Origin of the sequence: Actinobacillus ureae ATCC 25976 (assembly GCF_000188255.1) — a bacterium.
GTDB lineage: Bacteria > Pseudomonadota > Gammaproteobacteria > Enterobacterales > Pasteurellaceae > Actinobacillus > Actinobacillus ureae.
In genome coordinates this window covers 200548-221295 of record NZ_GL831080.1, presented here as the reverse complement: position 1 = coordinate 221295, position 20748 = coordinate 200548, and the positions used below count along the sequence as shown (strand labels likewise).

20 protein-coding genes, 4 tRNA genes and 4 pseudogenes are annotated in these 20748 nt (G+C 39.2%); 9 read left to right on the top strand and 19 right to left on the bottom strand.

What is annotated here, in order from left to right; translation table 11 throughout:
* Window positions 1-73 precede the first annotated feature (73 nt).
* Window positions 74-166, top strand: a pseudogene (locus HMPREF0027_RS11860) (patatin family protein); the annotation flags it as partial.
* Between the two features lie 201 nt (window positions 167-367).
* On the opposite strand, the gene HMPREF0027_RS01110 reads toward HMPREF0027_RS11860, so the two are convergent.
* Entirely contained in the window at window positions 368-2395 is a 2028-nt protein-coding gene (locus tag HMPREF0027_RS01110; protein WP_005621401.1) for a BCCT family transporter, read from the bottom strand.
* Between the two features lie 278 nt (window positions 2396-2673).
* Here HMPREF0027_RS01110 and HMPREF0027_RS01105 point away from each other — a divergent pair.
* Window positions 2674-4482 (top strand): annotated as a pseudogene (locus tag HMPREF0027_RS01105) (monovalent cation:proton antiporter-2 (CPA2) family protein).
* 59 nt (window positions 4483-4541) lie between these two features.
* Here HMPREF0027_RS01105 and HMPREF0027_RS01100 read toward each other — a convergent pair.
* From HMPREF0027_RS01100 to HMPREF0027_RS01085, 5 genes are all read right to left on the bottom strand, one after another.
* The gene (locus HMPREF0027_RS01100) at window positions 4542-5153 is read right to left on the bottom strand and encodes an ACP phosphodiesterase (protein WP_005621395.1); all 612 of its coding nucleotides are present in this window, start codon (window positions 5151-5153) and stop codon (window positions 4542-4544) included.
* 183 nt (window positions 5154-5336) lie between these two features.
* Complete coding sequence (locus HMPREF0027_RS12305) at window positions 5337-5510, bottom strand: hypothetical protein (protein WP_005621393.1); 174 nt, start codon at window positions 5508-5510, stop codon at window positions 5337-5339.
* Window positions 5507-5722, bottom strand: coding sequence for a hypothetical protein (locus HMPREF0027_RS12300; RefSeq protein ID WP_005621391.1), 216 nt, complete (start codon window positions 5720-5722; stop codon window positions 5507-5509). Before HMPREF0027_RS12300 ends, HMPREF0027_RS12305 begins: the two co-directional genes overlap by 4 nt.
* A gap of 130 nt (window positions 5723-5852) precedes the next feature.
* Window positions 5853-6515, bottom strand: coding sequence for an NAD(P)H-dependent oxidoreductase (locus tag HMPREF0027_RS01090; protein ID WP_044024201.1), 663 nt, complete (start codon window positions 6513-6515; stop codon window positions 5853-5855).
* A gap of 248 nt (window positions 6516-6763) precedes the next feature.
* Complete coding sequence (locus tag HMPREF0027_RS01085; RefSeq protein ID WP_005621387.1) at window positions 6764-7072, bottom strand: helix-turn-helix domain-containing protein; 309 nt, start codon at window positions 7070-7072, stop codon at window positions 6764-6766.
* Between the two features lie 197 nt (window positions 7073-7269).
* On the opposite strand from HMPREF0027_RS01085, the pseudogene thrA reads away from it, so the two are divergent.
* Together thrA and thrB are read left to right on the top strand one after the other, a co-directional pair.
* Window positions 7270-7692 (top strand): annotated as a pseudogene (thrA, locus tag HMPREF0027_RS01080) (bifunctional aspartate kinase/homoserine dehydrogenase I); the annotation flags it as partial.
* A 33-nt stretch (window positions 7693-7725) separates the two neighbouring features.
* Window positions 7726-8555, top strand: a pseudogene (gene thrB, locus HMPREF0027_RS01075) (homoserine kinase); the annotation flags it as partial.
* A gap of 78 nt (window positions 8556-8633) precedes the next feature.
* On the opposite strand, the gene HMPREF0027_RS01070 reads toward thrB, so the two are convergent.
* The gene (locus HMPREF0027_RS01070) at window positions 8634-11378 is read right to left on the bottom strand and encodes a TonB-dependent receptor domain-containing protein (RefSeq protein ID WP_005621380.1); all 2745 of its coding nucleotides are present in this window, start codon (window positions 11376-11378) and stop codon (window positions 8634-8636) included.
* A gap of 188 nt (window positions 11379-11566) precedes the next feature.
* Complete coding sequence (locus HMPREF0027_RS01065) at window positions 11567-11914, bottom strand: TetR/AcrR family transcriptional regulator (RefSeq protein WP_005621378.1); 348 nt, start codon at window positions 11912-11914, stop codon at window positions 11567-11569.
* A 278-nt stretch (window positions 11915-12192) separates the two neighbouring features.
* Between HMPREF0027_RS01065 and HMPREF0027_RS01060 the strand changes: the two genes are divergently transcribed.
* On the top strand, window positions 12193-12564 hold the full coding sequence (locus tag HMPREF0027_RS01060; RefSeq protein WP_005621376.1) for a glycine zipper family protein: 372 nt from the start codon (window positions 12193-12195) through the stop codon (window positions 12562-12564).
* A 76-nt stretch (window positions 12565-12640) separates the two neighbouring features.
* Here the strand turns inward: HMPREF0027_RS01060 and HMPREF0027_RS01055 are convergent, their stop codons facing one another.
* From HMPREF0027_RS01055 to coaA, 11 genes are all read right to left on the bottom strand, one after another.
* Window positions 12641-13045 carry a PACE efflux transporter gene (locus tag HMPREF0027_RS01055; RefSeq protein ID WP_005621373.1) on the bottom strand — a complete coding sequence of 135 codons (405 nt, stop codon included), beginning with the start codon at window positions 13043-13045 and terminating at the stop codon, window positions 12641-12643.
* Window positions 13046-13108: 63 nt separating this feature from the next.
* On the bottom strand, window positions 13109-13357 hold the full coding sequence (locus HMPREF0027_RS01050) for an FAD assembly factor SdhE (protein ID WP_005621370.1): 249 nt from the start codon (window positions 13355-13357) through the stop codon (window positions 13109-13111).
* Complete coding sequence (ispH, locus tag HMPREF0027_RS01045) at window positions 13357-14301, bottom strand: 4-hydroxy-3-methylbut-2-enyl diphosphate reductase (protein ID WP_005621369.1); 945 nt, start codon at window positions 14299-14301, stop codon at window positions 13357-13359. The genes HMPREF0027_RS01050 and ispH overlap by 1 nt, the downstream gene beginning before the upstream one ends.
* The gene (gene lspA / locus HMPREF0027_RS01040) at window positions 14302-14784 is read right to left on the bottom strand and encodes a signal peptidase II (protein WP_005621367.1); all 483 of its coding nucleotides are present in this window, start codon (window positions 14782-14784) and stop codon (window positions 14302-14304) included.
* A 79-nt stretch (window positions 14785-14863) separates the two neighbouring features.
* Window positions 14864-15202 carry a nitrogen regulatory protein P-II gene (gene glnB / locus HMPREF0027_RS01035; RefSeq protein ID WP_005621365.1) on the bottom strand — a complete coding sequence of 113 codons (339 nt, stop codon included), beginning with the start codon at window positions 15200-15202 and terminating at the stop codon, window positions 14864-14866.
* A gap of 120 nt (window positions 15203-15322) precedes the next feature.
* On the bottom strand, window positions 15323-15907 hold the full coding sequence (gene mog, locus HMPREF0027_RS01030) for a molybdopterin adenylyltransferase (protein ID WP_005621363.1): 585 nt from the start codon (window positions 15905-15907) through the stop codon (window positions 15323-15325).
* Between the two features lie 72 nt (window positions 15908-15979).
* A complete protein-coding gene (ccmI, locus tag HMPREF0027_RS01025) occupies window positions 15980-16894 on the bottom strand; it encodes a c-type cytochrome biogenesis protein CcmI (RefSeq protein ID WP_005621361.1) in 915 nt (304 codons plus the stop codon).
* Window positions 16894-17364, bottom strand: a complete 471-nt coding sequence (locus HMPREF0027_RS01020) for a cytochrome c-type biogenesis protein (RefSeq protein ID WP_005621360.1) — start codon at window positions 17362-17364, stop codon at window positions 16894-16896. Before HMPREF0027_RS01020 ends, ccmI begins: the two co-directional genes overlap by 1 nt.
* Window positions 17365-17833: 469 nt before the next feature.
* Window positions 17834-18331, bottom strand: coding sequence for a hypothetical protein (locus HMPREF0027_RS12295; RefSeq protein ID WP_005621356.1), 498 nt, complete (start codon window positions 18329-18331; stop codon window positions 17834-17836).
* Window positions 18332-18871 carry a DsbE family thiol:disulfide interchange protein gene (locus tag HMPREF0027_RS01010; RefSeq protein WP_044024386.1) on the bottom strand — a complete coding sequence of 180 codons (540 nt, stop codon included), beginning with the start codon at window positions 18869-18871 and terminating at the stop codon, window positions 18332-18334.
* Window positions 18872-19036: 165 nt separating this feature from the next.
* Window positions 19037-19987 (bottom strand): type I pantothenate kinase, encoded by a 951-nt coding sequence (coaA, locus tag HMPREF0027_RS01005; RefSeq protein WP_005621353.1) that lies wholly within the window; start codon window positions 19985-19987, stop codon window positions 19037-19039.
* Between the two features lie 246 nt (window positions 19988-20233).
* Here coaA and HMPREF0027_RS01000 point away from each other — a divergent pair.
* From HMPREF0027_RS01000 to HMPREF0027_RS00985, 4 genes are all read left to right on the top strand, one after another.
* Window positions 20234-20309, top strand: a tRNA-Thr gene (locus HMPREF0027_RS01000).
* 35 nt (window positions 20310-20344) lie between these two features.
* Window positions 20345-20429 (top strand) — tRNA-Tyr (locus tag HMPREF0027_RS00995).
* Window positions 20430-20480: 51 nt separating this feature from the next.
* Window positions 20481-20555, top strand: a tRNA-Gly gene (locus HMPREF0027_RS00990).
* A gap of 3 nt (window positions 20556-20558) precedes the next feature.
* A tRNA-Thr gene (locus tag HMPREF0027_RS00985) sits at window positions 20559-20634 on the top strand.
* Window positions 20635-20748: the final 114 nt, after the last annotated feature.

The following is a 20748-nucleotide window of genomic DNA, read 5'->3' as shown; positions in this document are numbered from 1 at the left end:
CTTCGTTTATAGTATCAATATAGAGCCTAATCTTTTTATTACCTATAATAGCGGCGTAAGTGAGGAGAAAATAATGAAAGTGGGATTAGTGTTGGAAGGCGGCGCTATGCGAGGGATGTTTACCGCCGGCGTATTAGATGTGTTTTTGGATGAACAACTCGAATTACAAACCGTTCCATTAAGTCGTTTGGAAAAAATCCTGCAAAATTACAACAAATGTATGACCTTGGTGTTACGGAGCAATCAATTGCCGCTTTACGTGAGTCTTTGGCGGCTTAGTCCCGTAAGCTTTTAAGGACAAGCGGTCGAATTTGGCAAAACTTTTGCAAATTTTTATCGAAATTCGACCGCTTATTTAAGCCGAAGGTTATTCGGCTAATTCGGTTTGCTCATGCGCCATCAGCGCTTGCCCGACAGAATCTAATAATGACAAATAACGCTCGTAATGTTTGAGGATATCGGCAATTAATTCATCTCCCTCCATATACTGCACGTCATAGCCAGCACGTCCGTCAAAGAAATAGGTGATCGGCTCATAGGTCAGGCTATTTTGGATATGCGGTAAATTTTCATCATTAATTAACTGTTCCGAAACTTCGCGGCTGACGGATTTGATACCGTACATAAAATCACGCATAGATTCTTTATGAATGACTAATTCCACCGCCGGTTCGTTTTGTTCGAAATAAGTGTTTACATCAACACTTAATCCGTATTCGGCAATCAATTCTCGACGTAAGGTACGCATTGCCGGCAGCGCCGTTTTTTTCAAGAATTGATTCACATCTTTTTCTTCTGTTTGATTAAGCATTTGGCTGAGGTAGTCTCGCCATTTATCGCCAGTCCAAAGGACGGAAGTCGGAGTGAGTTTCACCTCAAAATATTTTTTATCCGCACTTAGCCCAAGCCACAAACTCACGCACATGATTGCCATTAAAATGGAGAACGGCAAGGCGGTAATTAATGTCATGGTTTGTAAGTTGGCTAAGCCGCCGGTGGCAAGTAACGTAATTGCCACAGCTGACATTAATACGCCCCACATCACAGCTTGCCAACGAGGCGAGCTTAAGCTTTTATCACGTGAAGCAATGTTGTTCAGGACATAAATACCGGAATCGGCAGAGGTGATAAAGAACAGGGCAATGCTAAATAACACAACCAATCCGGTTAGTGTAGAAAGCGGTAGATTATCTAAAAATTTAAACAATAAGGTTTCTGGTGTTGAGACAAACTGTGCCAATGTGCTTTGCGCTTGGTTTAAATCAAGCCAAATTACACTATTACCGAATACGGTAAACCACAGTATACTGAATAGGCTTGGTAAAGCTAATACGCCAAAGACAAATTCACGAATCGTACGCCCACGCGAAATCCGGGCGATAAATAAACCGACAAACGGTGCCCAAGAACACCACCACGCCCAATACAAAATCGTCCAGCCGTTAAACCATTCTGTATTTTGTTGTTCATACGCATAAGTTTTAAAGCTAAGTTGTACTAAATTGGTGAGATATGTACCAATATTATCGTTAAATGCGGCTAATAGGTAGAGTGTCGGGCCGGCAATCAATACGAAAATTAATAAACAAATCGCTAATATTAAATTGGTTTCGCTTAAAATTTTCACCCCTTTGCCCACGCCGGAAATAGCAGAAAAAATAGCCATCGCCATCACGACAACAATTACGCTAATTTGTAAGCCGAAGCTATTTTCGGCAATCCAGCCCATTTCTACTAGACCGGCACCTAACTGCGCTGAGCCGAAACCGAGAGTAGTAATAATACCGAATAAGGTGGCAATTAATGCCATAATGTCGATAACGTCCCCGATCTTGCTATTAATGTGATCTTTTAATAACGGATAAAAACAAGAACGTAAAGCGAGTGGCAGCTTATAGCGGAAGCCGAAGTAAGCGAGAGCCAGCGCAATCACTCCGTAAATTGCCCAAGCATGCATTCCCCAGTGAAAAACTGTATGGAGTAAGGCTTGTTGTGTTCTCTGCTCACTTGTTCCGCTGGAGATAGAAGATAAATAATGAGAAAGCGGTTCGGCAACCCCAAAGAACATCAATCCCACCCCCATACCTGCGGCAAATAACATGGCTATCCAAGACATAAAGCCGAATTCTGGTTCTTCTTCATTGGTACCAAGTTTAATATTACCTAAGCTACTCACTGATAAAATCAGCAAGAAAAATAAGAAGATGGAACACATTAAAATATAGAACCAGCTGAAACTAGCAAAAATACCCGCTTTAGCGGCATTTAAGGCAGCTTGTGTTCCGTTGGGAAAAATTAAAATCGCTGCGACAAGTAAAATAACAATTAATAACGTAATGCCTGTCACAAACGGATTAAATGAAGATTTGTCACGAACAAACGTGGCTAAGTTCATAATTACTCCTTGGTTGACATGAAGATAATTTAAATTAAAAAAGTGTAATCTAATGATTAAATTGAACGCCCGAAGCGGACGAATGAAAAGGCAGAAACCTTATTTTGACGAGCAGGAAAGCTCTGATTAAAAAAAACACTACTTGAATGTTATCACAAAATAACTAATTTGAAAAATTAGCGTGTTTTACCGAATTTTTAACTTTTTAATTCTTATCAAAGATTTATATATTTATGTTATATTTACTCCTGTTTTTTGTCTCTGATTTTGGAGGTTTTATGGCAGTAGAAGGTGCAAGTCAATTAACAAGTGTAGTAGCTTTATTGGGAGCGGCAATTATTGCGGTACCTATTTTTAAACGTATCGGTTTAGGCTCTGTATTAGGGTATTTAGCGGGATGATTGGCGATTGGCCCGTTCGGTTTGGGATTATTTACCGATCCGCATACTATTTTGCATGTTGCCGAACTCGGTGTGGTAATGTTTTTGTTTTTAGGTGGGCATGGAAATGCAACCTGCGCATTTATGGGGCTTACGAAAATATATTTTCGGCTTAGGTAGTTTTCAGGTTATCGGGGCAGCGATTGCGCTCACCGGCTTAGTAATGGCATTCGGTTATTCGTGGCAAGTGGCGTTTGTGAGTGCGGCTGGTTTCGTATTGACTTCAACTGCAATCGTTATGCAAGTATTAAGCGAACGAGGCGAAATGACCTCTATTCGCGGTCGTAAAATGGTTTCCATTCTGTGATTCGAAGATATGCTGATTGTGCCACTACTTGCTGTCGTTGCCTTTTTATCACCGATGCATTCGGCAGAAACAACCAGTACGCCGATTTGGCAAAAAATTGCTATTGCCGTGTTTGCAATGGTGTTCTTATTTATTATCGGAACTAAAGTGCTAAACCCATTCTTTAAAATGTTGGCTCGCACCAAAATTCGAGAAATGATGACCACAGTAGCACTCTTCGTAGTACTTGGTTCTGCACTATTAATGGAAGTAAGCGGACTTTCTGCGGCAATGGGCGCATTTGCTGCCGGCGTATTGTTTTCCACGTCCAGTTTCCGCCACCAATTAGAGGTGGATATCGATCCGTTCAAAGGCTTATTACTCGGCTTATTTTTCCTTGTGGTCGGAATGTCGCTCGACTTAAATGTAGTGTGGGATAACTTGGGGCTGATTTTATCCGGTGTGGTATTAATGATGTTGATTAAAGGCGGTGTGATTTTCTTAGTCGCTCGCCTTTTGGGTAGTAATAATTTAGACGCACACGACCTAGCGGTTGTAATGGCACAAGGCGGTGAATTTGCATTTGTGTTATTTGCTGCGGCACATGCACAGAAGGTTATTGATGATACCGTACATGCTAATATGACGGCAATTGTGGTGTTATCGATGGTTTTCACGCCATTAATGATTATTGCGAGTCAGAAATTTATCGTGCCTCGTTTGCAAAAAATTGACGAAATTAAACCGCATGATCATATTGAAGAGCATAATCCGATTATTTTGGTGGGCTTAGGTCGTGTTGGACAAGTAGTAAATCATTTATTACAAATGACAGGCTATCACCCAACGATTATTGAGTTGGATCCGAAATTAATCGCTGGTATGAAAAAACGCGGAGTAAAAAGTTACTATGGTAATGGCGCTCATCCGGACTTACTCAAAGCAGTGGGTATTCAAACCGCACAAATGTTGATTGTGACGATTGATAACCCGAAACAAACGTTAGACATCGTCAAATACGCACGTAGCGTGAATCCGCATATCAAAATTATTGCTCGTGCTTATGACCGTTATCACGTTTACGAGCTGGTACAATCCGGTGCGGATATTGAAGTGCGCGAAACCTTTGACGGCGCATTACGTACCGGTAAACAAGCGCTCCGAGAACTCGGGCTGGATGCAGATAAAGTGCATGAAATCGGTAATATGTACTTCGGCAAAGATCGCCATAGTGTGAAGCTTATGTCAGAAGTGTATGACCCGAAAATCGAGCGTTTCAAAAACGAAGAAATGTATTGTACGCTCTCGAACAAGACCAAGAAATAATGGCGGAAATTCAGAAGATTTTGGCGAGAGAGTAATATTTACAAGCGGTTAAATTTTGCAAAAAATTTGCGAATTTTGACCGCTTGTTTGCTGTTTATTGGTTCAATAAGGCTAAATATTTGCGCAGACTTTCCTGTTTGGTATAGCTAAATTCTTGTATCGCCAACGTTTCCAGTTCCGCATAATGCTTTTTCAGCACATTCCCTGCAGAACGCAGTATCTCGCCACGAGTGATACGCTGTGCCATGCCGGCAAACACTCGCTCAGTTAAAAAATCAAAATCGGCGTAGTGAGATAACGCTCGGTTCTGTGCCAACCAATTAAACAGCGAAAAGAAGCCTTGTGGGAAAATTGGTTGATATTGAATAATGTTATCCAAAATGTCGGTTTCAACTTGTGCCAGTTCTTGCTCAAACAAGCGGTTAAAATTTTTCGTAATGAAATGGTCAATCACAATATCCGACACAATGCCTTTAAATCGCCCTAATTCTTTGGCAAGTAACGGATTGAGGAAGTTTTCTCGCCGATCCGTTGTACTGTCGATCAAACGGTGTAATCTAACACCGTTTTGAATATGACTTGCTACCGCCAAATTCTCAACTCGCCCCTTATAAAAATCGCCGGCAAAATTACCAAATAAGGTACAGCTATTCGGCATTATTTTGTCTAATTCAAAGGAAATCATACTGTGAGCAAGAAAGTTCATGGTGGTTTGTTAAAGGTTGTTGATTGTGGGTGAATGATAGCTTAGTTGGCAGAATAAAGAAATTAGACGAAGAGAGATACAAAACCGCACTGGAGAAAGTGCGGTTGTTTTTTGGGAAATATTTTATGTAGCAATGGCACAAATCTATCGTAGGGGTGGGTTCTGCTCCCGCCCGAATTTGGATTACGCCTTCAACGATTGCATATCAATCACGAAGCGATATTTCACGTCGGATGTGAGCATTCGTTCGTAGGCGTGGTTGATGTCTTGAATGCTGATCATTTCCACGTCCGGTACGATGTTGTGCTCGCCGCAGAAATCTAACATTTCTTGGGTTTCTTTAATACCGCCAATCATTGAACCTGCGATTGAACGTCTGCCCAGTACGACAGGATAAGTAGCAAAACCCCAGTCATTGCGAGCTTGATGTCAATCTGAGTGGCATACGCGCCGCAGTAAAGAATATCGATTTCTACATCGTCCGCACGTACGTCACGGCGTTCGAAAGTGTGTGGAACGAGAGGGGATTTCGGATCTAAGGCAGCAAAACCTTTTACTTTGAATGTCATAGTGTGTTCCTCATAAGTTTATTGAAAATAGTTATAGCGTAATAGGTAGGGACACAATGTTTCGTATCCCATTTCAGCATCGCTAAAAAGATAAGCGGTGTAAAAATTAGCTTTTTTACACCGCTTGTGATTATTTAATCCAGCTTACAATTTCACTGATTGGTTTACGTGATTTTGGTGTGATGTCACCGGCACGATAACCGAAAGTTGCCATTACAGAAACGCCGTATTCATTCGGATCGAATGCACCGGCTTCAGCAAGAATTTGGTTAACCGCATCATAGTTGAAACCTTCGATTGGGCAGCTATCAATACCAATCATCGCCGCACCGCTCATCATATTACCTAATGCGATGTAGGTTTGTTTTGAACACCAGTCGAATAATGCACGCTCATCACCCGCGATTTTGATGTCTTGCTCGTGGAATTGTTTATATAATGCTAAAGTTTTTTCCATTTCTTCAGCCGTTAAACCACGTTGCTCAAGCGCTTTTTTGAAGTATTCGCTGTCGTGGCTTGCGTTTTTCTTAGCAAGTAACACCACTAAATGGCTTGCTGTGTCCATTTGTGCCGCCATACCCCATGCAACCGGTTTTAATTTGTTACGTAATTCTTGGTTTTGAGTCACTACAAATTTCCACGGCTCAGAGCCGACAGAACTTGGTGAAAGACGCGCTAATTCTAAAATATATGTAAAATCTTCATCGCTGATTTTTTTAGAAGCGTCATATTTACGTGTTGCACGACGGTATTTGAAAGCTTCTAACACATTTTCTTTTTGAATATTAAACATAAAACTTCCTTCTAATAAGTTTTGTGATAGCGATAACTTTATCGTTATCATAATCGATAAATCGTTCAGATCCTAATCACCTCTAGATATAAAATCCAATCATTATTTGTTATATGCAATATAAATAATGTTGATATAAGAACTGGAGCGATTGAGAAGGAAAGCAAAAAAGTAAGCGGTTTAATTTCACTCAATTTTTGCAAATGTAAGTGAAATTAAACCGCTTGGTTAACGAGAAAATTTTATTCTTATAGACGGTAAATTACGGATTTACCGGTAGGCAGCGACACTGCTAAATGGATTTTGCCACCGATTGCATCAATGTAACGCTGAATGGAGGATAACTTGATATCATTACCTCGTTTTTCCAGTGCTACGACAGACGGTTGGCTTATATTGAGTTTGTGGGCGAGTTCTTGTTGAGTAATGTGCAGTTCTTCACGCAAATGGCTCAATTTGAGCTCGACATTCACTTCCGCTAAGGTTTGGCGGAGCTTAAGTTTTTTATCTTCGGGAGAACGTTGTTCAAGTACTACATCCAGATTTGTTTCTTTCATTTTGGACCTCGTTATTATGCTGCGACCAATCCATGGATGGCAAATTGTTTATGTAAAGCATAACCATAGCGAATAATTGTTGATATTGCATTTCGCAATCATTGCTTTTTCGATCTAGGTCGCAGCGATATGAGAATGTACTTGATTTTTCAGAAAAGTCAAGTTTTGTAATCTAAAGTCAAAAAGAATTCTGTTGAATATCCACTAAATTGCTAATTTTAGCACGTGAAATGGGCTTAGCGCTTGAGTTTGAAGACATTGAAGTGGAAGGCGTGTTGCCAAAAGATTTCTCTGACGGAATGAATAAAGAGGAATTTTTGTAAGTGTTGCCAGAGCTTGATGCAGAGTTCAATAAACGTATTGAAGCCGCAAAAGCGGAAGGTAAAGTGCTACGCTATGTTGGCTCAATTGTAAACGGAAAATGTCGTGTCGCGATTGAAGCGGTCGATTCTGAGCACCCACTTTACAAAGTGAAAAATGGTGAAAACGCACTTGCCTTCTTCACTCGCTATTACAGCCCAATTCCACTCTTATTGCGTGGTTACGGTGCGGGCAATAGCGTAACGGCTGCGGGTATCTTCGCGGATATTTTACGTACCTTACATGGAGGAGCACAATAATGACAACATTACGCATTTATGCACCCGCTTCGAGTGCAAATTGAAGATTGTGATCAGCCATTTGAGCTTGAAAGTGTCGGTTATTTTGTTCGCAAATTACCAAAAGAGCCGCAAAAAAACATCGTTTATCAAGCCTATGTGCTTTTCAGTGAACGCTTTAAATTACGTGGCGGCAAGATCAAAAACTTACGCTTAACGCTCGAAAAGAATATGCCAATTGGTTCAGGCTTAGGCTCTAGTGCTTGCTCAATTGTGGCGGCATTAGTTGCACTCAATAAATTCCACGATGAGCCATTTTCAAAAATGGAATTGTTGGAAATGATGGGGGAATTAGAGGGGCGTATTTCAGGATCAATCCATTACGACAACGTAGCACCGTGCTATTTAGGTGGCTTACAAAATCGCTCGGTAATATCTGCCAGCCGTTACCTTTCTTCGATGAATGGTATTGGGTACTTGCTTACCCTGGCATTGAGGTTTCAACCGCAGAGGCTCGTGCAATTTTACCGAAAAATTACACTCGCCAAGATATGATCCAACAGGCTCGCTATTTAGGCTCATTCGTCCACGCTTGCCATACGAATCAAGATGTATTGGCATCAGTGATGATGAAAGATTTAATTGCCGAACCGTACCGTGAAAACTTACTGCCGAACTTCCCAACTGTTCGCCAAGGTTGTAAAGATCTTGGGGCATTAGCTGTCGGTATTTCTAGTTCAGGCCCAACCATGTTTGCGATTGCACCCGATTTGGAACACGCTCAAAAATTGGAAGCCTACTTAGAAAAAGAATACCTCCAAAACAACGAAGGATTTATTCATATCTGTAAAGTGGATAATTTAGGTGCGAGAGTGCTGAAATAAGTTTTACAACAATAACTCTAATTAAAACCACACCAAAATAAATAAAGGCGGTCTATCCCGCCTTTATTTCCAAAGTTACTAAAATTTATAATTCAAACTCATAATAAAAGTTCTTCCACGTGCAAAGTTATAAAGTACGGTTTTATCTGAACCACCGTTACAAGCAGATGGATCTTTTGCACATTCGATAGAATTATTTAAACTTGAGTAATAACGTTGCGAAGCTGCATCATTTCCGGCATCTAACGGATCAACATAACGTTTATCTAATAGATTTTGTACTTCCGCTTTAATAATCAAATCTTTGATTGGTTCATAGCTGACGTGTAAATCTAAAATAATCGGTTGTTTTTCAATCTCTTCCGTTTTCTTAACGGCATAGTAAGTTCTAGCACCCGCAGCATTTTTTTCAAAGTGAGATCCATTGATATATTCTTCTTCAATTGTCGCACGTTTACTTTTTCCATAATAACGAGCTGCCAGACCTAAGGTTAATTTTTGATCAAACCAACGTGTGCCAAGCTCTAATCTGCCGTAGTCTTTCGGTAGCATTGAAACACGAGATAAGCCATAACCTTGTTTCAAAATGTCTTCTTTTGAAGCATTATTCGGACGTGGGCTGGCATCGGCATAATTGGTTGGCTGATTAGTACGTTGATAAGCGTAAGATACATTCGCAAAAAAACGTCCCATATCATAATTTAACTCTAACTCAGCACCACTTTTTTTCACGATAGGTTGATAATTTTGATGTGCGATAGTAAAGCGAAAACCATTACTGTTTGCCCACGTAGGTACAACGCCATCTCGCCACCAAACACCATAAACATTATGGATATAGTTTTTAATAAAGCTACGATAACCTACTAATTTTACGCCTAATACATCGTCTTGAGTGAATAGACCTTTTTTATAAGTATTAAAGCCTAGTTGATAGGTGTCAGATTGTTCAGGTTTTAATGCGGTATTCACCCCCGCATCAGACACTTGAGAGAAAAACATCTCTTGAATATTAGGCATTCTGTGTGTGCGTGAATAAGTAAAAAATGGCATAAAATAATCACTTAGTTCTGCACTTAATGTAGCAGAATGATTGAATGCCTTTTTATGCCCTGATTTATGCAAAATCGGTTCATTAATTTTATCTGCTGTATTTTCATATCCAACATATTCACCATTAAAGGCATAATGGGTAAAATTCACGCTGTAATCTAAATGATAAATGCCTTTAGAAAGTGCGGTATCAAAATACACCGTTTTAAATTTCTGCTTACCTGAGGGTTGTAAAATCACTGAACGTTGTGGCAGTAAATTACGACTACCTTTAAATCGTCCTAAATTACTGTAGTTACCTTGATCATGTGAAGCATCATCATAAAACAAACTTAATTCTTCTGGAAAACGGTTTTTACTGTATTCATTAGTAAAATAGTTAAACCCTAATGTAGTTTTTAAATCGATTTCTTTTGGCAATAAGAAGGTATAGCTGTTATTTATATCAACAATATTTGCGACATTTTTGGTAATAAGTTTGTCTGCCACTTGCCAGCCAGCAAAAAAGCCACCCTTAGGATAAATGGTTTTGCCAATGTTATGTGCTGCCATTAAATTAAGATCAAGATAGTTATGATCATTAAAGTTATAATTGAATTGGTAATTACGGTTTTCTATTTTACGTGAGCCAATTTTATTATCTAATGTGCGTAATTGTGCTCCTAGCGTATGGTGATCATCGCCATATTCAAATTTTAACAAATGGCTACGAGAACGAGATTGCAAACTGCCTGGCTCAATTGGTGCAACGCTATATTGATCTTTATTATCTTCAAATGATTTGTCAGTTTTTTCAATTCCATCATCACCTGTTTGGAGCTCTGTAATATCCTCAGGTTTTTTTCCATCTTTTAATAATTTTTCTAGAATTTTTCTTCTAGTCTCTGCAGCAGGTCCAATACGATACCAATTACAATTAATGCCATTTATCGTTTGATCTGCTAACTCAGGAGTTGGCTTGTTACAAGACCAAATGTTCTTCTTTAGATCAGGAGTCCATTGTCCAGCATCATTTAAAACATAACCTGCATTACGAAAATAAGCTTCTTTTTCTTTCGCGAGAATATCCTGCCCTAATGATGCTAATCGTTCTCCGCCACCAATACGATAATCTTGTGAAACTTCACGTTGGCTATAACCATATACCACGCCTACATAGCCACCATTATCAAGCCATTTTCTGCCTGCAGCCGTCGTCATAAAATTGGATTTAGTGGCATTGCTCCCTGTCATTCCTTTCAGAATAATACCAAATGGTTTGTCATCGGTAATAACATCATTAACGCCCAATGTTCTAAAATTAGCACTGCCTGCTAACGCATTTATACCGCTTGCTCCCGAAAAGTTACTTTTATTAACATCTACACCTGCAATAAAATTAGGATCGATTGCCGCACCAAATTGAGAACTTCCGCCTGATTGACCAGAGTCTAAGGCTGTAGAATAGAAAGTCTGTGTTACACCATCAACCATCGTATTGACACGACCTAATCCATTTTCGCCACGAATATTTACAGAAACGACACCCGAACCTTTATCTTGCTGAGTAAATGCCCCAGGAATGCTCCGAATCACTTGGTCAATGGTTTGTGTTTCCTTAAAGACATTTTCACGCGTACTTTTGGCTTTGGCTTCAGTGAAGGGCTTCTTATCGTTACTCACTTCGCTAGACTTTACCTGGATTTCATCTAGTACTAAATCTGCATAAGCAAATTGAGCTACCCCCAGTAATGATAATGTAATGATGTTGAGCGAAAACTTTTTGCTCATGCTTGTCTCCTTCTATTTTTTATGGTTTTTTAATGAAAATGGTTTGCATTTTCTATCTAAAAACCACTATATTCAAATGGTTTTTACCTATCAATAGAAAATAAATTGCTAAATAAATGAAAGAGACAGAAAAATGGTAAATAAAAAAGCGGATAAAGTTAAATCCATTACTTTATCCGCGTTATTTACTAGGTAATTGTGTGGGCAAAATATTGTAAAAAGAGGTGTGAGAGGTTTTGTGAATAGAGAAGATCCAAAATATCGCCTAATTCATCAGTTACTTTAAATAAACCGATTAAACGCTCTCGAACATTGGTTGCATTTAAATCAGTAAAGGTGGCAACAGAGCGCTCGTGCATATGTTTAATCAGCACATCTTCTTTTGATTTAAAGTTGCGATAAAACGAAATGCGACTGACGCCTGCTAAATTAGTTAGTTCGGTAATGCGGATAGTGTAGAAATTTTTCTTTTGCATTAAACGTAATAGTGCTTCAGTGATACTTTCCTTCACTACGCAATTCACGGTTTTTTTCATATGATTATCAGTTCCTTATCTTGCCTGTGTTAGAGGCAAATCAAAAGATGAAGTTCTCAGCTTTACAAAAAAATGCCCCTAATTGCACATGGATAGTACAAAAACGAAAAGTTCAAAAATTTTTTAGTGCTGTTACAAATCTATCTTATTGTTTCAGTTGGCTTTTCTAGGCTTGACGAGCTTAAGACCAATATTGAAAATATGCCTCACAAATTGATTCGCTATGCTTATTATTTTTATTTTTTACAGATTTAGAATCGAAAAATTCGAGGTAATTTATGAAATCAGTAATGATCAAAGGCTTAATGATCGCCTTATTATCAACATCGGTAACCGCACATGCGTTAAGTCGTTCACAACATGATACTGCTGTGGGGGCAGTGCTAGGTGGTGTTGCCGGTGCAGTGGCGGGGCAAGATATCACTTCAACAGTTGCTGGTGCAGCGCTAGGCGGTGTGGTTGGAAGCCAATGGAATGCGCATAAAATCGAAAGAGAACGTGATGAGCGCTATCGTTCAGAGCGATATCATGAAAGACGAGCGCATGCACACCGTTATAAAAAGCATCATAAACATAAAGTAGGTCATCGAGACTACGGTCACCATCGTGGACATTATAAAAAACATCGCCGTCATCATGATGATGATTAAGCAAGCCGATAAGCGGTCAAATTTGCAAAATTTTCTGCGAATTTGACCGCTTGTTTTATTGAGTTGAACGTTTAAGCTACCAAACACGTAGATGATCGTAACTAAGATTAAAAAAGAATGCGTACACGATCACAAAAAGCGTCATACCGATATCCATAATAAACGCCGTCCACCAATCGACATCGAGCATATACGCCACCAACGGGATGGTGAAGAGCAGTAAACCACCTTCAAAAGCTAAGGTGTGGAAAATACGTAATCTAACTGTGCGAGTTTCTTGAGGGGCAGTAAAGATACGATCGAAAACCGTGTTAAATAGCATATTCCACAACATCGCCACTATTGAGATGGAGACAATCGTACCGGTCAGTAAATCGGTATGATGCGAAGTAAACAGGCTCATACCGATAACGGTAAACAAAATGGCGAAGAGTTCAAATAAAACAGCGTGAAAGATTCGTTCTAAACGACTCATTGGCATAGTCGCTTTCCAAAAAAATAAGCGGTCGTTTTTAGCAAAAACAACCGCTTGTAATAGGGTAAATTAACGCTCGATTTTAGAACGAATCAACTCGATTAAATCGCTCATTTCTTGCGTTGGGGCAGGAGCTTGGTGCATAAACCAACGGAATAATTCCGGATCGGTATATTTGAGCATTGCTACAAAAGTTTGCTGCTGTGTTTCGCTTAAATCATCAAAATGCGCTTTGTAAAAAGGCATAATCATTTTGTCTAATTCGCGCATACCACGGCGGCATTCCCACTCAATTCTAAAACGATTTAATTCAGCCATTATTTCACCTCATGAATACGTAGTTCTTTCGGCACTTCAAATACCATATTTTCTTCACAACCTTCTAAGTTGCTCACACCGGTTACACCTAAGGTTTTTAAGTGTTCCACCACCGATTGTACTAAAACTTCCGGTGCTGATGCGCCGGCGGTAATGCCGATAGTTTCCACACCATTTAACCAGCTTGGATCAATATCTTGTGGGCCGTCAATCAATTTAGATGGCACACCCATACGTGAAGCCAGTTCGGCTAAACGATTTGAGTTTGAAGAATTTTTAGAGCCGACCACTAATACCAGTTGTGACTGTTTCGCCAATTCTCGTACCGCTTGTTGGCGATTGGTTGTCGCATAACAAATATCGTTTTTGCGCGGACCTTGAATTGCCGGATATTTCTCTTTTAACGCTTCAATCACATCGCTGGTGTCGTCAATCGAAAGCGTGGTTTGCGTCATAAAAGTCAGCTCGTCTTGGTTGCTAACTGGCAGTCTGGCAATATCTTCAACCGATTCCACCAAGAAAATACCAGCGTCTTGGTTATCATATTGTCCCATCGTGCCGATCACCTCCGGATGACCTTCATGTCCGATTAAAATCGCTTTAGTGCCTTTTTTGCTGGCACGTGCCACTTGCATATGTACTTTAGTTACTAACGGGCAAGTTGCGTCAAATACTTTTAAGCCGCGGCATTTCGCTTCTTGGCGAACCGCTTGTGAGACACCGTGTGCCGAGAAAATCACAATCGCATCGTCCGGCACTTCGTCCAATTCTTCGACAAACACTGCACCTTTGGCTTTTAAACCGTCCACCACAAAGCGGTTGTGTACCACTTCGTGACGTACATAAATCGGTGCGCCGTGAATTTCGAGAGCGAGTTCTACAATCGAAATTGCTCGATCTACACCGGCACAGAAACCTCTTGGGTTTGCTAATAAAATATTCATTTAATCACTCTTTTTCTTTTTGTCGAGGAATGCTTCCAAGATGAGCAATCCCGCACTCACTACAATGGCAATGTCCGCCACATTAAACACGGGATAATGATAGATATCCCAATAAAAATCAAAGAAATCAACCACATAACCATTATAAGCACGGTCAATTGCATTACCGATTGCGCCGCCGATAATCAGGGCATACGCAGAATTTTCCAATTTTTTGACCGCTTGATTACGCCACAGCATTACGATTAAACCCAGTGAAATAACAATGGCTAATCCTAAGAAGAAATATTTCTGCCAACCGCCGTGATCAGCTAAAAAGCTGAATGCCGCACCGTAGTTGCGTACGTAGGTTAAATTGAAAATCGGTAGTACGTTTACGCTTTCATATAGCTCAAAGCGTTGTACCACAATGTATTTGGTCCATAGATCAATAATAATAGTCGCTAAACTTAGCCACAACCATTTGATTCCGGTTTGTTTCATAGTTTTCCTATTTGAATGTGAATAGTATGTCTAGTTGGTTATTGCCCCTCTCACAGGGGGATAATATTGCTAAAAACGGTTAAAGGGCGTCTTCGTTTTCTTCACCGGTACGGATACGAATCACTCGCTCGATATCATAGATAAAGATTTTGCCATCACCGATCTTACCTGTCTGTGCGGTGTCGATAATCGCTTCGATACAAGCATCCACTTGATCATCCGCTACCACGATTTCCAATTGAATTTTCGGTAAAAAATCAATCGCATATTCCGCACCGCGATAAAGCTCGGTATGGCCTTTTTGACGACCAAATCCTTTCGCTTCGGTAACAGTCATACCGGTAATTCCCGCATCGGTTAATGCTTCTCGCACATCATCCAGTTTGAATGGTTTAATAATTGCTTCGATTTTTTTCATAATAAGTTCCTATTTTAAATCACCACGGAAAACGCAGATTACTCGGAATGTAAAATTCTCAGTAAATTTAACCGCTTGTTTAGTTCTCAGAGTTACCAATATGTTCCGTGGTTTTAAAGATTATCTTCTCGCTGATTTCGGACGGAAACTTTCGCAGATTTCAGGGTGAGTGTCTATATAAATTTCGCTCAATAATTGCAGACAGTACGGCACGGCACTAAAAATGCCTCGTACTAGCGTGTTACCTTGTACGTCTTTAACTCCTTCTAGCGTCTCTTTAATCGCTTTCGGCTGCCCCGGTAAATTTAAAATCAGCGAGTCGTGACGAATAACACCAACTTGGCGAGAAAGAATTGCGGTTGGTACAAAATGTAGGCTCACTTGACGCATTTGCTCGCCAAAGCCCGGCATTTCACGATGTGCCACCGCAAGGGTCGCATCCGGCGTAACATCTCGTTTTGCCGGCCCAGTTCCGCCGGTGGTTAATACTAAATGGCAGTGGTGCGTATCCACCAATTCAATTAGAGTTTGCTCAATGACAGCTTGTTCGTCTGGAATTAAACGTGTTTCAACTTCAAATGGTGCAGTTAGTGCGGATTCCAACCACGTTTGTAACTCAGGAATGCCTTGGTCTTGGTAAACACCGCTAGAAGCACGGTCTGAAACAGAAACCAAACCGATTTTTAATGTCTCTTTACTTAACATTATTTATCCTTTTGCAATTTTAGGGCGGGTATGAAACCCGCCCAAATCAGTTATAAATTCACTAAAACGTGATTATTTTTTCTCTTCCGCTTTTGCCGGTTGTTTGCTTTCTTGCTCTTTTAGCATCGACATTGCCATATTGATACTTTTTTCAACCGTAGCACGGCGTGGCTCGCCTTCAGGAATCAGTTTTAACATCATACCCCAAGTCATTGCCGCCATTTTGTAATCTTCTTCTTCAAAAGAGCTGAAAGCGAGTAGGCTCAGTGCATCTAAATTGGTGTGATCTTGGCGTAAAATTTCTTTTAGCACTTCTTTACCTTTGGCTTTATCCGCCTGATCTTGCGAGAACATCAGTATCTGTGCATAACTGCCTTTATATTGCAGATTTTTCGGGTCTAATTTGCTCGCTTTTTCATAGCTTTCCAACGCCAATTGACCGTCATCTTTCGCCATCCCGATTTGACCTAACATAAACCAACCTTTGGCGTCATTTGGTTTATTTTGTAATTCGACACGTAACGCCATGGCAAATTGGTTTAATTCTTGCTCAGACAACGGATTAGTGTCTTCATCTTTGATACGCTCATAAAAATATTCTAATTTTTTATGGGTCATATCAATCATGGTACCGGCTTGCCATGAACCAACACTGACATAAGCGCTAGTACCGATAATCCCTACAGAAATCAGTAATACTGCAAACCAAATTTTGCCGATATGGCTTTGTTTGGTCTGCACCTCTTCTGCTTGCTCGGGAATATCGTCTAATAAACTTTGTTGAAGTTCTAATTTGGTTTTTTCAGGGTCATCAATTACCCCTTCATTCGCTTCACGTTCAACTTCTTTTAAGCGGTCAAAGTAAAAAGCTTTATTCAAGTTATCTCGTTTTAAGCTTTGGCGTTTTGTTTGCTTGGTAAGCAAAGGATAAAACGCAATTAAGCAGATAACCACGGTCATTGCCACTACAATAATCCAAAAGTTCATTAGTTGTCCTTCTCGTTAAGAATTTGTTTTAAACGTGCTTGATCAAGCGTTGAATCTGCAGAATTTGGGTTAAATTCGACCGCTTGTTTTGGCTTCGATTTGCGTCTCCAAATTAACTCAAAACCGAATAACAGTAATGCGATGGGTAATGCCCAAAGTAATACGGTAGCCGGTGTCATCGGTGGATTATAAGTGACAAAATTGCCGTAGCGCTCAATCATATAATCCACGACTTCATCTTTATTTTTGCCTTGTTTCAACAATTCCAATGTTTTGGCACGCATATCGGTCGCAATCGTTGCGTTTGAATCGGCAATATTATTGTTCTGACATTGCGGACAACGTAATTCTTGAATTAATGCACGGTAATCTGACTCTTGCTGCGGATTATCGAATTGGTTGAATTCAACCGGTGCGGCATTAACTGTTACACTTAGAAGAATTATTAGGCTGAGAGTTTTTATTTTCATAGTTTTGTTCGTTGTTGATATATTTATTAGGAATCTGGTATGTGTTATTTTCAATTTCTAGTACAAGGGTTTTGCATTTTCAAATAATTTTCTTCCACAGGTAATATAATAATCATTTTCTTTCATATTTTTCTTAAAGCTGCTGTTGCTTTCATAGAAGAATTGTTTATGTATTAAATAATTTCTAGGGGTGTTCTCCCTTATTTCCAATATTGTTAGGGAATTTTCTTTAAAATTTGTTTCTAATAATGGGTTGATCGATATTAGAAATAAAATTGATATGGATGTGATTAAATAAAATGAATATGTTGGCTTTTGTTTTTTATTAATATTTCTTACAAATAAGAAGCCTAATCCCGATCCAGTTAGCATAAGACATAAATAAATAGATATAAATTTTATATCAGTTATTGTGCTAGTTCCCCCATTATAAATAAGAATACAGAATGGAACTAATAAGTAAGTTGTACTAGTGAAAAATAAAATAGTTTGCCATGTCTATTGAGTCTTTGATTTTTCCTAGTAGATAAAAATATGTAATTACTATAGGTAAGTTAATTAAGATTGTTTTTAAATTTGTTTCGTGAAATAAAATAGTGAGAAGTATTAATGGTATGTAAACTATCTCCATAATTCCTAGTGTTATCAAAATATCATGTTTGTTAGTGTTTTTCTTTTCTTTAATTGATGAAGCATACTTGATTGGTTGTATATTTATTAAGGCTATAGAAAAAAACAAAAACAATGCTATAGGAATAAATATGGTTGAGAAATTATTCTCCAATGAGTGAATGAATAAGTTTCTTGCATTAATACTGACTAAATAGCTTAGTAATAAGAATGACGAAAAAACAGTAAAAATTATTCCTATAATAGTTGATAAACCAACTATTATAAAAATACAATTATATTCTCTTTGATAATTACTTTTTATAGCTTTCTTTATATCAGAAGGAAATTCAAACATTTACTTCAACCCGTCATAAATCGGCTTTAATACTTCATTCCATACTTGATCATTTACATCACCGGCGTGGCGGTAGTGGATAACGCCTTTACCGTCAATAATAAAAGTTTCTGGTGCACCATATACGCCGAGGTCTAAGCCGAGAGAACCTTTCGGGTCATAAATATTCGCTTTGTAAGGATTGCCATAATTCGCGAGGAATTTCATTGCTTTTGGGCGCTCATCTTTATAATCCACACCGACAATTTCCACACCTTGTTTTGCCAGTAGGGTTAGGTATTCGTGTTCGGCATAGCAAGTTGGACACCAGGTCGCCCAAACGGTTAATAAACGAGGTTTACCAGTTTTTACGATATTTTGATCAAGTAACTGTTTCTCATCTAAAACAGACTCTAATTGGAAGTTTGGAATGGTTTTACCCACTAATGCGGATTCGAGCTTTTTCGGATCATCGCCTTGAGCATTACGGGAAAGCTGTACCATAAAGGTAACGGTTAAAGCTAAAAAAATGATGAGAGGAAGTAAAAGTTTCTTATTCATAACAAGCGGTCTGTTTTGTTTAAAATTTTGCAAATAGAACGTTAGCTTAACAAAAATTTGCGTATTAATCGCCTACTAATTCGCTGTATTTTGCGTTTTATCTAAGCGGTCAAATTTTTGCTAAATTTTACCTATAAAAAAGGCACTATCTCTAGTGCCTATCGGTTATTTTCTCAACTTGACGGTTTGAATGGCGTGATCTTCACCTTTTACCAAAATTAAATTCGCACGTTCACGGCTCGGTAAGATATTTTGTTTCAGATTTAAGCCATTAATTTCGTCCCAAATAGTGGAAGCGGTTTGAATGGCTTCTTGCTCCGAAAGTTTAGAATAATGGTGGAAGTAGGCATTCGGATCAGAAAACGCACTACGGCGGAATTTTAAGAAACGATGTACATACCATTCTTTTAGCAAATCTTCATCCGCATCGACATAAATGGAAAAATCGACAAAATCCGACACAAACACGTTATGCGGGCTGGAAGGGTAGTTCATACCGCTTTGCAACACATTCAATCCTTCCAAAATTACAATATCCGGTTGATCAACTACATTATATTGGTCGGGAATAATGTCATAAGTTAAATGTGAGTAAATCGGTGCCTGTACATGGCGCTTACCTGACTTTATATCTGACACAAAGCCGATTAAACGATGAATGTCGTACGACTCCGGAAAACCTTTTTTCTTTAATAGGTTTTTTTCTTCCAACGCTTTTAATGGATATAAGAAGCCGTCCGTGGTAATTAAATCGACTTTGCGTTCTTCCGGCCACTGAGAAAGCAGGGCTTGTAAAATACGTGCCGAAGTACTTTTACCAACGGAAACACTGCCGGCAATACTAATAATGTAAGGCACTTTTGGTGCCGCAATCCCTAAAAAACGGTGTAATACCGTTTGGCGTTTGAGATTTTCTTCAATGTAATAGTTGATCAGACGTACCAAAGGTAAATAAATCGTACTCACTTCTTCTAATGAAAGATCTTCATTAAAGCCGAGTAGCGGTTTTAAATCTTGTTCTGTTAATTTTAATGGCACTGATTTGCGTAATTCAGCCCATTTTTGGCGATCAAAAGTTAAAAAAGGAGTAATTTTGTTTGATTTTTGCAGGCTCATAGCCAAATTCTCTAGTTTTCAGGTAGTGCAGATTGCATTTCCAATGGAATGCGCAGTCACAAATATACAATATAAATCTAAAAATAGGGCGTTTTATCTAGTTAAAATCACGCAAAATATACAAAAAACAGACGTTTTGCGTATTAAACAAGCGAAAAAACAAGTTTTTTAATTTTTTTTGAAAAAACGCTTGCACAGTTTCAAAATTTCCCTATAATGCACCTCACTTGCTTACGACAATGCAATGCCGACTTAGCTCAGTAGGTAGAGCAACTGACTTGTAATCAGTAGGTCACCAGTTCGATTCCGGTAGTCGGCACCATTATTGCAAATCGTAATTAAGTATTCAATTATTGTGGAGGGATTCCCGAGCGGCCAAAGGGGGCAGACTGTAAATCTGTTGGCTCAGCCTTCGAAGGTTCGAATCCTTCTCCCTCCACCATTTCTTACTTAATTGAATCGCATATGACATCGGACAGACGAATTTAGAACAGCGGGCATCGTATAATGGCTATTACCTTAGCCTTCCAAGCTAATGATGCGGGTTCGATTCCCGCTGCCCGCTCCAAGCGCTGATATAGCTCAGTTGGTAGAGCGCACCCTTGGTAAGGGTGAGGTCGGCGGTTCAAATCCGCCTATCAGCACCACTATTCTTCTAAAATCTTCTTTTCAATGTTTTAAATCTTAGTAACAATTTCTACATTTGGTTAATGTGGTTATGTACCATTTGTAACCGTGTTTGTTTAAGAGGCTTTTAAAAA

Coding starts and splice junctions, on each gene's coding strand:
- mog (WP_005621363.1), bottom strand. CDS start 15,907: ATGTTAAGTAAAGAGACATTAAAAATCGGTTTGGTTTCTGTTTCAGAC.
- HMPREF0027_RS12295 (WP_005621356.1), bottom strand. CDS start 18,331: ATGTTTGAATTTCCTTCTGATATAAAGAAAGCTATAAAAAGTAATTAT.
- HMPREF0027_RS01050 (WP_005621370.1), bottom strand. CDS start 13,357: ATGGCTGAATTAAATCGTTTTAGAATTGAGTGGGAATGCCGCCGTGGT.
- coaA (WP_005621353.1), bottom strand. CDS start 19,987: ATGAGCCTGCAAAAATCAAACAAAATTACTCCTTTTTTAACTTTTGAT.
- ispH (WP_005621369.1), bottom strand. CDS start 14,301: ATGAATATTTTATTAGCAAACCCAAGAGGTTTCTGTGCCGGTGTAGAT.
- HMPREF0027_RS01070 (WP_005621380.1), bottom strand. CDS start 11,378: ATGAGCAAAAAGTTTTCGCTCAACATCATTACATTATCATTACTGGGG.
- HMPREF0027_RS01060 (WP_005621376.1), top strand. CDS start 12,193: ATGAAATCAGTAATGATCAAAGGCTTAATGATCGCCTTATTATCAACA.
- HMPREF0027_RS01020 (WP_005621360.1), bottom strand. CDS start 17,364: ATGAAAATAAAAACTCTCAGCCTAATAATTCTTCTAAGTGTAACAGTT.
- HMPREF0027_RS01090 (WP_044024201.1), bottom strand. CDS start 6,515: ATGTTTAATATTCAAAAAGAAAATGTGTTAGAAGCTTTCAAATACCGT.
- HMPREF0027_RS01010 (WP_044024386.1), bottom strand. CDS start 18,871: ATGAATAAGAAACTTTTACTTCCTCTCATCATTTTTTTAGCTTTAACC.
- HMPREF0027_RS12300 (WP_005621391.1), bottom strand. CDS start 5,722: ATGACATTCAAAGTAAAAGGTTTTGCTGCCTTAGATCCGAAATCCCCT.
- lspA (WP_005621367.1), bottom strand. CDS start 14,784: ATGAAACAAACCGGAATCAAATGGTTGTGGCTAAGTTTAGCGACTATT.
- ccmI (WP_005621361.1), bottom strand. CDS start 16,894: ATGAACTTTTGGATTATTGTAGTGGCAATGACCGTGGTTATCTGCTTA.
- HMPREF0027_RS01110 (WP_005621401.1), bottom strand. CDS start 2,395: ATGAACTTAGCCACGTTTGTTCGTGACAAATCTTCATTTAATCCGTTT.
- HMPREF0027_RS01055 (WP_005621373.1), bottom strand. CDS start 13,045: ATGCCAATGAGTCGTTTAGAACGAATCTTTCACGCTGTTTTATTTGAA.
- HMPREF0027_RS12305 (WP_005621393.1), bottom strand. CDS start 5,510: ATGATTGGCGGTATTAAAGAAACCCAAGAAATGTTAGATTTCTGCGGC.
- HMPREF0027_RS01065 (WP_005621378.1), bottom strand. CDS start 11,914: ATGAAAAAAACCGTGAATTGCGTAGTGAAGGAAAGTATCACTGAAGCA.
- glnB (WP_005621365.1), bottom strand. CDS start 15,202: ATGAAAAAAATCGAAGCAATTATTAAACCATTCAAACTGGATGATGTG.
- HMPREF0027_RS01085 (WP_005621387.1), bottom strand. CDS start 7,072: ATGAAAGAAACAAATCTGGATGTAGTACTTGAACAACGTTCTCCCGAA.
- HMPREF0027_RS01100 (WP_005621395.1), bottom strand. CDS start 5,153: ATGAACTTTCTTGCTCACAGTATGATTTCCTTTGAATTAGACAAAATA.